This is a genomic window from Falsiroseomonas oryziterrae, from assembly GCF_021864505.1.
GTDB classification, from domain to species: domain Bacteria; phylum Pseudomonadota; class Alphaproteobacteria; order Acetobacterales; family Acetobacteraceae; genus Falsiroseomonas; species Falsiroseomonas oryziterrae.
In genome coordinates, this window is record NZ_JAKJIB010000119.1 from 1 (window position 1) to 10519 (window position 10519).

A 10519-nucleotide genomic window follows, 5' to 3' on the forward strand; every position below is an offset into this window, starting at 1 on the left:
GCGCCGGCGGAACTCCGGCCGGACCGCGAGGTCGAACAGCCCGGCGAGCGCGCCATCCGTCGTCACGAAGGCGCAGGCGGCCGGGCGCCCGCCATCGCGCAGCAGCACCCAGGCGGCCGGCACGCCGAGGATCTCCGGCATCCGCGCCTTCTCCGCCTGGCGCGCCGGCACCTGGTGCTCGGCGCTCGCCATCACCGCGGTCCAGTCGCGCGAGGGGGCATCGAGCGCCTCGCAATCGGGATCGGGCCCGAAGGCCTCGCTCAGCGCGCCGCAGATCACCTGGCTCTCGTCATGCGGCCGGTAGCCGCGCGCGGCGAGCAATTCCGCCAGCCCGGGCGGGTCCAGCGGCGTCGACCGGATGCGCGGCTTCATCCCGACGCGCCGATAGAACCCCTCGATCCGGTCGAGCCGCGTCGCGAGTTCGGGATCGGGGGAAGAATCGAGCGGACACGCCGCGTTCGCCCGCCCGGTGCCGCCGGCGAAGCTCCGCAGCACGAAGCCGCCCTCGAAGGCGACGCGCGGCGCCGGCACGGCCGAGAGCGTGGCGCGCTCGAGATCGAGCACCGAGGGCAAGTCGGTCATGCCTCCGCCGCCAGCGTCGCCATCGCCTCGCGATAGGTCGCGTCGAACAGCGCATCGAGCGCGGGGTTCGCGCCCTTCAGCCCGACCGCGACACGGCCAGCCCAGCCGACATATTCGACGCGGCGCGCATGTTCCCAGTTCGCCGGCGGCGCCGCCGTGATCGCCCGCAGGTTCGAGATCTTGTCGGCCAGTTTCAGCATCTTCGCCGCGTCGCTCTTCTTCGGCGCGTGCTTCACCTGCAGCGCCTTGCGCGTTTCCTTCGGCAGCGACTTGTCGTCCGTCGCCTCCGCCACGATGCGCGCGACCGTCTCGCCGAACTCGGCGACGAGGCGCTCATGGGTGATGGGCTCGGGGTCCTGGTCGCTGTCCTCGACCGTATCGTGCAACAGCCCGGCGAGGATCGCCTCCTGCGGCGCGCCGTTCTCGGCAAGGATCCGCGCCACTTCGAGCACGTGGTTCACATAAGGCTCGGCCGAGGCGCCCTTGCGGCGATGCGTCGCATGCACCCGCGCGGCGAAGACGGCGGCGCGCAGGATCTGCGCCGGGGTCGTGTCAGGTTGGTCCATCTGTTCTCCCACGAAAAAGGGGGCCTCCCGGCCCCCGACTGTCTGTCACCTCAACATGCCGTGCCGCCACCGGCGCTGGCGGCGGGCGAAGCCAGCCGAGGCCGCGAATGCGGCCCGCGCCCAGACCAACCGCCGCGCAAGGTGCGGCAGTGGCCGGCGCGAAGCCAAACGCGCGGATGCGCGCGCCCGGCGCCTGAGGGCAAAAGAATCACGTGTTCATGGCGTCGAAGAAGTCCTGGTTGGTCTTGCTGTACTTCAGCTTGTCCAGCAGGAACTCCATCGCGTCCTGCGTGCCCATCGGGTTCAGGATGCGGCGCAGCACCCACATCTTCGACAGGCTGCCGCGATCCACCAGCAGCTCCTCCTTGCGGGTGCCGGACTTGGTGATGTCGATCGCCGGGAAGACGCGCTTGTCGGAGAGCTTGCGGTCGAGGACAAGCTCCGAGTTGCCGGTGCCCTTGAACTCCTCGAAGATCACCTCGTCCATGCGCGAGCCAGTGTCGATCAGCGCGGTGGCGATGATGGTCAGCGATCCGCCTTCCTCGATGTTGCGCGCCGCGCCGAAGAAGCGCTTCGGGCGCTGCAGCGCATTCGCGTCCACGCCGCCCGTCAGCACCTTGCCGCTGCTCGGCACGACGCTGTTGTAGGCGCGGCCGAGGCGCGTGATCGAATCCAGCAGGATCACCACGTCGCGCTTGTGCTCGACCAGGCGCTTCGCCTTCTCGAGCACCATCTCCGTCACCTGCACGTGGCGCGTCGCCGGCTCGTCGAAGGTGCTCGCCACGACCTCGCCGCGCACCGTGCGCGCCATGTCGGTCACTTCCTCCGGCCGCTCGTCGATCAGCAGCACGATCAGGAAGACCTCGGGATGGTTCGCCGTGATCGACTTGGCGATGTTCTGCAGCATCACCGTCTTGCCGGTGCGCGGCGGCGCCACGATCAGCGCGCGCTGGCCCATGCCGATGGGCGCCACCAGGTCGATGACGCGATGGGTGTTGTCCTTGGTCGGGCCCTTGGCGACGGACTCGACCTCCGGGTTCTCCATCTTAAGCCGGCGCGTCGGATAGAGCGCGGTGAGGTTGTCGAAGTTGATCCGGTGCCGCAGCGCCTCGGGCGGCTGGAAGTTGACGTTGTCTACCTTCAGCAGCGCGAAGTAGCGCTCGCCGTCCTTCGGCGCGCGGATCTGGCCTTCCACCGTGTCGCCGGTGCGCAGGCCGAAGCGCCGCACCTGGGCGGGGGAGACGTAGATGTCGTCTGGGCCGGGCAGGTAGTTCGCCTGCGGGCTGCGCAGGAAGCCGAAGCCGTCCGAGAGGATCTCGAGCGTGCCGTCGCCGTAGATCGCCTGCTCGTTGTCCGCGAGCGTCTTGAGGATCGCGAACATCATGTCCTGCTTGCGCAGGGACGAGGCGTTCTCGACCCCGACATCCTCCGCGAAGGCGAGGAGTTCGGCCGGCGACTTGGCCTTGAGTTCTGAAAGATGCATGGGCCGTTTGCGTCCGTGCTGCGCGCCTTGGACTGCGCGCGGAAGAAGTCGAAGGAGGAACCCCGGGGCGGCGGGACCGGATCGGCGGGACCGATCGGGGCCTCTGCCGTGCCGCGTGCACCGATTCTCGGGCTTGGGTCGCGGCGGCCAGGGGCGAGGAGGGAGGGACCGGAGCCAACGGACCAGCCCGGAACCCAGGCGGGTGACTCGAAGGCTACCGATTGCCGGAAGGCGGACGGACCCTAGGAAGGGCGCCGCGCTCCGTCAACTGCCAGATGGCGCCTCGGGGCTCCCAATCAAGTGGAGGCCGCCCGGATCCGCTGGCCGCGGGCGGCCTCGCGTCGCGGCAGCGGTCTCGGCGGGGCCGTCGGCGCACCCGCCGCCGGCAGTAACAGGCGCCCGCCGGTGGCGCTCGGCTGCACCACCAACTCCCTGTCATGATGCCGGCCAAGGCCTGGGCGATGCCCGATGGAGAGGACCGCGGAGCCCGGCAGCTCCTCCGCCAGCAGGGCGAACATCGCCGCCTGGTTCGCCTCGTCCAGCGCCGAGGTCGCCTCGTCCATGAAGATCCAGAGCGGCCGGTGCAGCAGAACGCGGGCGAAGGCCAGCCGCTGCTGCTCGCCGAGCGACAGCACGCGGTCCCAGCGTGCCTCCTCCTCCTCCAGCCGGCCGGCCAGGTGCGGCAGGTTGCAGCGTCGGAGCGCCGCCTCCAGCGCCTCCGCCCCGAAGGCGCCGGGCGCGGCGGGGTAGCAGAGCGCGGCAGCCAGCGTGCCGAGCGGCAGGTAGGGCCGCTGCGGCAGGAACATGCTCGCCTGCCGGCAGGGCATGCGGATCTCGCCCTGGCCCCAGGACCAGAGCCCTGCCATGGCGCGGAACAGCGTGGACTTGCCGCTGCCGCTCTCGCCGCGGATCAGCACGCGCTCGCCGGGCGAGACCGTCACCTCCGCCGCGCGCAGCAGGTCGCGGCCGCAGGGGGTGGCCAGCGCGATGCCGCGCAGCTCCAGCGCCGGCGCGCCGTCCTGCCGCCGCAGGGCGCCGGGTGGCTCCGGTGCCTCCAGCGCGCGCTCGAGCTCCACGACGCGCGCGACATGGCAGCGCCAGTCGGCAAGCCGCGGCCAGTTCTCCGTCAGCCAGGTCAGCGCGCGCGTCACCTCCATGAAGGCGTGCGCGGTCTGCATCAGGACGCCGAGCGTGACCGCGCCGGCGAAGAAGGACGGCGCGCCGAGCGCCAGCGGCAGCGTGTGCGCGACCGCCATGTAGCAGCAGCCGAGCCACATCAGGTCGCGCTCGGAGCGGAACATGCGCAGCATCGCCGCTTCCAGCCGCGCATAGGCGGCGGCGAGCCCGCGGCGCTCGTCGCGCTCGCCGCCCATCAGCGCGATCGCCTCGCTGTGCTCGCGCAGCCGCACCAGCGCGAAGCGGTGGTCGCCTTCGGCCGTGTTGCGCTGCATGTGGATCGCTGGCAGGCGCCGGCCGAGCCAGAAGGTGATCGCGGCGCAGCCGGCGGCGTAGAGCAGCGCCGCCCAGAGCATCCCGCCCGGGACATGCAGGCGGGTGTCTCCGACGGGAATGAAGAAGGCCGCCGAGAGATGCCAGAGCATGCCGGCGAAGGAGGCCAGCAGCACCACCGCGTAGATCAGGCCGAAGGCGAGATCGACGGCGATCGCGGTGGCCCAGCGCGCGTTCTCGCCTATGCGCTGGTCGGGGTTGTCGGTGCCGGTCGCGCCGCTGGCCAGCCGATGATGGCGGCCATCGACGAGCATGCGGTCCTGAAGCCGGAGCACCAGCCAGCGGCGCCAGCGGAAGCCGAGGATCTGGCGCGTCCACAGCCGGCCGACGCTGGCGACCATCAGCGCCGCGATCAGCCCGGCGAAGACCAGCATCTGCGTCCCGAAGGCGGCCCCGTCGCGCGCCTCCAGGGCGTCGAAGGCGTGGCGGTTCCAGAGCGCGAAGCCCCAATCCACCGCGAGCTGCGCCCCGATCGCGAGCAGCGCCGCCGCGACCAAACCGGCTACAACCCAGGGCTCATCCCGCGCCCAGCCACGGGCCAGGCGCCAAGCGTCACTCAGCGCGTTCTGTTCGACCTGCGGGGTCGTCGTCTTCGGCATGATGGCTCCTGCAGGTCGACGGAGCCATGAGCGGTATACAACCTACAGAACACACTCAATCGTGAAGGCAGGCTTGACAGGCACTTGTGCGCGCTCGCTCAAAGCGTGCGACATCTCTGCCACATTCCCGCCACGATTGATGCGCGGCCGCACCTTCTTGCCGACCCGCACCTGCAGCCTGTGCGGCGAGGCACGCGTCGCCGGCCGCCCAGGTCAGAACGGCTTCGCGATCACCATCACGACGATCAGGATCAGCGCCACGGTCGGCACCTCGTTCAGGACCCGCCAAGCCCGCTCGCTGCGCGGCCGCTCATCCGCGGCAAAGCGCTTCAGGTCCTTCGCCAGGATGCCGTGGATCGCGAAGAGCGCGACGATGCCGGTGAGCTTCGCGTGCCACCACCCCGCGCGCCAGTCCACGATCCCGGGCGTCAGGATCAGCAGCACGCCGAAGAGCAGCGTCACGATCATCGCCGGGTTCATGATCGCCTTCATGAGTCGCCGCTCCATCACCTTGAAGGTCTCGGAGCGCGCGTCGCCGGGCGGCACCTGCGAGTGATAGACGTAGAGTCGCGGCAGGTAGAACAGGCCCGCCATCCAGGCGAAGGTCGCGATCAGGTGCAGCGACTTGGTCCAGGGATAAAGCGGGGCGAGGAAGTCGAGCGTCATGCGGTCCCTGCCGCGTCGCGCGCGGCGCGTGATGGAGACGCGAAGCGTATCAGCCGACCGGCGCGGGCGTCAGCCCGACCAGCGCCGGCAGGTCGGCCATGCGCGTGAAGGTCTCAGCACCCACCGCGGCGAGCGCCGCGGCCGCGGCGTCCGAATGCGCGAGGCCGAGCACGCGGCAGCCTGCGGCAAGCCCTGCGCGTGCGCCGGCGACGCTGTCCTCCACCACGACGCAGGCATGCGGATCGGCGCCACAGGCCACCGCCGCGGCGCGGTACATGTCGGGAGCGGGCTTCGCGCGCTCCACGTCGTTCACGCTGAAGGCCCGGCCGCGGAAGGTCTCCGCCAGTCCCAGCCGGCGCAGCTTGGTCGCGAGTTCGCCGCGGGACGAGTTGCTGGCCACCGCCACCGGGATACCGGCCGCGACGATGGCGGCCACCGCCTCGCAGGCACCGGCCACCGGCACGGCTTCATGCTCGAGCGCGCGGATCACGCGGGCGATCAGAAGCTGGAGGAAGTCGGGCGGCACGGAGTCGGGGCCGAGCCGCTGCTCGATCATCGGCGCGATCGCTTCCCAGGCGTAGCCGCGGAAGCGGCGCGCGGATTCCTCCGGCGTCATCTCCCAGCCGAGGGCGCTGATCTCCTCCGCCATGATGCGGTCGTGCAGCGCCTCGGTGTCGGCGAGCACGCCGTCGCAATCGAACAGAACGGCCTGAGGATGCATCAGGACGGTATCAGGCCGCGACCTTGGCGCGCGCGCCCTGTTGGCGCTGCGCGGCGCGCGCATGCGGGCAGTCGCCATGCTGCTTCGGGCATTGCCGGGCGCCGGCGAAGGAGCAGAGGCTGCGCTCCGACGCCCGCGCGCGCCGCACCAGCGACGCGAGCGAGGCGATGAAGCCAGGGTCGGAGTTCTGCGCGGGCGCGCGGAAATAGGCGGGGATGCCGAACTTCTCCGCCTCCTCGCGGTACTCGACGTCGAGCTCGACCAGCGTCTCCGAATGCTCGGAGGTGAAGGCGATCGGCACGACCAGCACCGCGACCTTCTCGTGCCCGGCGCGCTCCAGCTCGTCCTCCGTCGAAGGGCCGATCCACTTCTGCGGCGTCACGCGCGACTGGTAGCAGACGACGTGGTCGAGATCCGCGATGCCGAGCTTCGCGGCGACATGCGCGACCGACTGCTCGACCTGCCACTGATAGGGATCGCCGGCGGTGACGATGCTCTCCGGCAGGCCATGCGCGCTGAACAGGATGCGGAGCTTCACGGCGGGGTCGAGCTCGGCGCGCGCCTTGTCCCAGGCGGCGCGGACGATCGCGGCCGTGCTCTCCACGAAGCCGTCGTCGGAGTGGAAGCAGCAGAGCGTGGTGGTCGGCGCATCGATGCCGGCCTTCGCCGCCGCCTTCTCCCACGCGATCATCGAGCTGCCGGTCGTGGTGGTGGAGAATTGCGGATAGAGCGGCAGCAGCAGGATCTCGTCCGGCGCCCAGGCCTTCACCGCCGCGGCGCATTCGTCCGACATCGGGTGCCAGTAGCGCATCGCGATGAAGGACTTCGCCTCCATCTCGCCGGTCGCGTTCAGGACCTGCTCCAGGGCGCGGCCCTGCTCTTCCGTCAGTTCCAGCAGGGGCGAGCGGCCGCCGAGGATGGCGTAGTTCTCGCTGGCCGGCTTGGTGCGGCGCCAGGCGATGATCCGCCCGAGCCAGGGGCGCACCCAGCCGGGCACGCGCAGGATGGCCGGGTCGGTGAACAGGTTGACCAGGAAGGGCCGCACGCTCTCGGGCGCGTCGGGCCCCCCGAGGTTGAACAGCACAACGGCCACGCGTGGGCGTCGGGAGGTCGCGACGGCAGGCGCGGGCTCTGCGGGCATGTCCATGGTGGGCCGTGACATGACATCCCGGGGGGCCGGGTCAAGGCCCAACCGCGCCCCCCGCGTCATTTCGTGGCGCGCGGCAGGGATGCGCGGGGCAGTGCGAGACGGAGGGAGGCCGTCCGTGCCATGGCCGCCATCCGCCCCCCGGTGCCCCGCCGCGGCTTCGCCGCGGCGGGATGAGCTCGGTTTACAACTCCCCACAAAACCGATTCGCGGCTTTGCGGGGCCCCCGTCCTGGGCGCCGGTTCCGGTCGGTTCCGCTGCGTTGCCGCGGCGAAGCCGCGGCGCCGCCCAGGATCGGACCCGGTTTCGATAGGCGCTCTTGGGGGATGGACGCGAAACCGGGGCCCCCCGGCGACGCCGAAGGCGTCGTCGTGGGGAGACTCACATGGCGGCGCTGCGCGGGGCGCCGAAGCCGGCGTCCCGGACCTGGGCGTTCAGCCGCGCCAGCTCCTCGGCGAGCGGCTTGTAGACCTCGCGCCGCCCGTGCTTCGGCTGCAGCTCGAACAGGCCGTTGGCGCAGTAGCGGTCCTCGTCCCAGCCGATATGCGAGATCACGGGATAGAGGCAGATGCCCTGCACGGCGACGCCCGCCTGCATGGCCGCGAGCGCCTCCTCGGTCACGTAGCGGAGCCATTGCGGGCGCGGCCAGCCCTCGATCGAGGTCTCCGCGATGAAGATGTCACGGCCCGCGTAGCGTGCCGCGGCATCGGCGATGATCCCGCGGAACGGCTTGAAGCGGGCGGCGTCGAAGACGCTCAGCGGCTCGCCGTGATGAAGCCACTGGTTGTTCCAGTAGTAGTTGATCCCGACCACGTCGAGCGTGTCCTCCGACCCGCCGAGCGCCGGCTCCTCGCGCCCCGCCAGCATGTCCCAGGCCTGCCACTGGCTGGCGTTGTGCAGCCGGACCTCCTCGGCCTCGCCCGGGTGGCGCGGGACGATGTTGATCACCGGGTCGATGGCGGCCGTGCGCGTCCCGGGCGCGGCGGCGCGCACCGCATGGGTGCCCGCGACGGCGGCGCGGATCAGGTTGCGCTTGAGGTCCATCCCCCGCCCCGTCGCATGCGGGCTGCAGCGCTCCATGTCGCCGCCGGCGAAGGCGAGGAAGGAGATCTCGTTCACTGGGCACACGAAGGGCGGACGGCCGGTCTCCTCGACGTGCAGCTTCGCGAAGGCGGCGGAGTAGGCGGCGAAGCGGTCCACGAAGGCCGGCGAGAAGACATCCAGGTCATCGGGCCAGCCATAGTGGCAGAGGTCCCAGATCACCTGCGTGCCGGCGCGCTCGGCCGCGCGCAGCATCGGCAGGACGGACGACCAGTCGTAGTGCCGGGGAAAACTCTCCACCAGGTGCCAGCGCACGCCGTCCCGCACGCTGCGGATGCCGTGCTCGGCGCACTGTGCGTAGTCCTCATAGGCGAGCATGTCGTGATGCGTGGCCGCGATCATGTCGAGCCGCCGGCGCGACATGTTGCGATGGGTGGAACACTCGAACCCGGCGAGGAAGAAGGACCGGAACAGCGGCTGGTCAGGGATCACGCGCAACTCCGTGCGGACGGGGCGGAAGGTCAGGGGATCGGGTCGGTAACGCCCGTGGTGCGGAAGGCTCCCGGATCTCGCTTCACGCGCAGGTGAGCGCCGGGGCGCCATCAATTGCCGATTGTAGGCAATCAGACAAGACTGATCTGCCGATGAGGCGTGCCCGCGCCGGTTACGCGAGCGGTCCGCCCGGACCCCGCGCTACAGCGCCTTGCCCATCACGTACTCGTCCTCCATGCCCTCCGGCATGCGGTAGCCGGCCCGGCGCAGCCCCTCGAAGCGGTAGCCACGGCGGAGATAGAGCGACGCCGCGCGCCAGTTGGAGGCCACGACGAACAGCGTCATGCGCGTCATGCCTTCGCGCCGCGCCCAGGATTCGGCCGCCTCGATCAGCGCGCTGCCCACGCCTGCGCGGCGCGCGCGCGACAGCACGCCGACCTCGAGCAGCGCCCCGTCGCGCAGTGCCGGCGATGGCGCGATCCGCTGCACATCCACGAAGCCCAGCAGGCCCTCCGCCGTCTCCGCCAGCAGCAGCGCGCGATGCCCCGCCGAGGCGCCGGAGAGCCGCTGCGCGGCGTCGGCCGCGTGGTCCGGATCGAACGGGATGAACGCCGTCCCGGCGGCGATGTCGGCGAAGAGGGTCGCAAGGCGGCTGCCGTCGGCAGGCCGGGCCGGGCGAATCTGCATGGGCGCGCTCCCAGGGACGCGACGCGGCCAGAAGCCTGCGCCCGGCGCCGGCGACGCGCAACGGATCAGCCGCCCTCCGCCGGAAGCCAGACGTGGAACTTCGATCCGGCACCGGGCTCGCTCTCGATGAGGAGCTGGCCGCGGTGCCGGTTGACGATGTGCTTGACGATGGCGAGGCCGAGCCCGGTGCCGCCGGCGCTGCGGCTGCGGCCGCGATCCACGCGGTAGAAGCGCTCGGTCAGCCGCGGGATGTGCTCCTTCGCGATCCCAGGCCCGTCATCGCCGACGCTGAGCACCACGCCGGCGCGCGCAGGCCAGGCGCCGCCCTGGGCGGCCGGCGCGACGGAAAGCCGGATGGTGCCGCCGTCCCGCCCATAGCGCGCCGCGTTCTCCAGCAGGTTCCGCAGCACCTGCGCGAGCTGCTCGGCATCCGCGGGCGCCGCCACCGTGCCCTCGGCCAGGTCGCGTTCCAGCGTGATGCGACGCGCGGCGAGGATCGGCGCCATCGCCTCCGCCTCCGCCGCCGCCAGCGCGGCGAGATCGACGCGGCCGGTCGGCGGCTGGTGCTCGGTGATCTCGATGCGCGAAAGGCCGAGGAGGTCGTCGATCAGCCGCCGCATCCGCTCGCCCTGCTCCGCCATGATGCCGAGGAAGCGCGCGCGCGCCTCGGCGTCGTCGCGCGCCGGGCCGCGCAGCGTGTCCACGAAGCCGATCAGGGAGGCCAGTGGGGTTCGCAGCTCGTGGCTGGCATTGGCGACGAAGTCGGCGCGCGTGCGCTCCATCGCGCGCTCCCGCGTGCGGTCCGACAGCAGCAGCACGACGCGCCCGCCATCGGCCAGCGCCGGCTCCATCGGCACGAGATGCACCTTCAGCTCGCGCGGCACCGGGACGGGGAGCGAGACGTCCACCTCGCGCGGCCCGGCATCCGCGAGCGCCGCATCCAGCGCGTCCGCCAGCGCGGGGTGGCGCAGCAGCGCGCCGAGGTCGCCCGCGCTCGCCGCCACCGTGCCGAACAGCGCGCCCCCC

Annotated in this window: 10 protein-coding genes; all 10 read right to left on the reverse strand. The window is 71.6% G+C overall.

From position 1 onward, the window contains the following. Nucleotides 1-582, reverse strand: a 582-nt coding sequence (locus L2I40_RS11510) for a GNAT family N-acetyltransferase (protein WP_237215099.1), incomplete at its 3' end; no start/stop codon positions are given. Continuing rightward, nucleotides 579-1148 (reverse strand): HD domain-containing protein, encoded by a 570-nt coding sequence (locus L2I40_RS11515; protein ID WP_237215100.1) that lies wholly within the window; start codon nucleotides 1146-1148, stop codon nucleotides 579-581. The genes L2I40_RS11510 and L2I40_RS11515, both read right to left, overlap by 4 nt. A 208-nt stretch (nucleotides 1149-1356) precedes the next feature. Then, nucleotides 1357-2631, reverse strand: a complete 1275-nt coding sequence (rho, locus tag L2I40_RS11520) for a transcription termination factor Rho (protein ID WP_237215101.1) — start codon at nucleotides 2629-2631, stop codon at nucleotides 1357-1359. Between the two features lie 296 nt (nucleotides 2632-2927). Further along, nucleotides 2928-4739 carry an ABC transporter ATP-binding protein/permease gene (locus L2I40_RS11525; RefSeq protein ID WP_237215102.1) on the reverse strand — a complete coding sequence of 604 codons (1812 nt, stop codon included), beginning with the start codon at nucleotides 4737-4739 and terminating at the stop codon, nucleotides 2928-2930. A gap of 213 nt (nucleotides 4740-4952) precedes the next feature. After that, the gene (gene hemJ / locus L2I40_RS11530; protein WP_237215103.1) at nucleotides 4953-5405 is read right to left on the reverse strand and encodes a protoporphyrinogen oxidase HemJ; all 453 of its coding nucleotides are present in this window, start codon (nucleotides 5403-5405) and stop codon (nucleotides 4953-4955) included. A 49-nt stretch (nucleotides 5406-5454) separates the two neighbouring features. Next, nucleotides 5455-6126: an HAD family hydrolase gene (locus L2I40_RS11535; RefSeq protein WP_237215104.1), complete on the reverse strand. Its 672-nt coding sequence runs from the start codon at nucleotides 6124-6126 to the stop codon at nucleotides 5455-5457. A 10-nt stretch (nucleotides 6127-6136) separates the two neighbouring features. Beyond that, a complete protein-coding gene (gene hemH / locus L2I40_RS11540; protein ID WP_237215108.1) occupies nucleotides 6137-7267 on the reverse strand; it encodes a ferrochelatase in 1131 nt (376 codons plus the stop codon). A gap of 387 nt (nucleotides 7268-7654) precedes the next feature. Then, entirely contained in the window at nucleotides 7655-8806 is a 1152-nt protein-coding gene (locus L2I40_RS11545; RefSeq protein WP_237215105.1) for a beta-glucosidase, read from the reverse strand. A 201-nt stretch (nucleotides 8807-9007) separates the two neighbouring features. Further along, a complete protein-coding gene (locus L2I40_RS11550) occupies nucleotides 9008-9493 on the reverse strand; it encodes a GNAT family N-acetyltransferase (protein ID WP_237215106.1) in 486 nt (161 codons plus the stop codon). Nucleotides 9494-9558: 65 nt separating this feature from the next. Beyond that, nucleotides 9559-10519, reverse strand: a 961-nt coding sequence (locus tag L2I40_RS11555) for a sensor histidine kinase (RefSeq protein ID WP_237215107.1), incomplete at its 5' end; no start/stop codon positions are given.

Coding starts and splice junctions, on each gene's coding strand:
- L2I40_RS11515 (WP_237215100.1), bottom strand. CDS start 1,148: ATGGACCAACCTGACACGACCCCGGCGCAGATCCTGCGCGCCGCCGTC.
- rho (WP_237215101.1), bottom strand. CDS start 2,631: ATGCATCTTTCAGAACTCAAGGCCAAGTCGCCGGCCGAACTCCTCGCC.
- L2I40_RS11525 (WP_237215102.1), bottom strand. CDS start 4,739: ATGCCGAAGACGACGACCCCGCAGGTCGAACAGAACGCGCTGAGTGAC.
- hemJ (WP_237215103.1), bottom strand. CDS start 5,405: ATGACGCTCGACTTCCTCGCCCCGCTTTATCCCTGGACCAAGTCGCTG.
- L2I40_RS11535 (WP_237215104.1), bottom strand. CDS start 6,126: ATGCATCCTCAGGCCGTTCTGTTCGATTGCGACGGCGTGCTCGCCGAC.
- hemH (WP_237215108.1), bottom strand. CDS start 7,267: ATGCCCGCAGAGCCCGCGCCTGCCGTCGCGACCTCCCGACGCCCACGC.
- L2I40_RS11550 (WP_237215106.1), bottom strand. CDS start 9,493: ATGCAGATTCGCCCGGCCCGGCCTGCCGACGGCAGCCGCCTTGCGACC.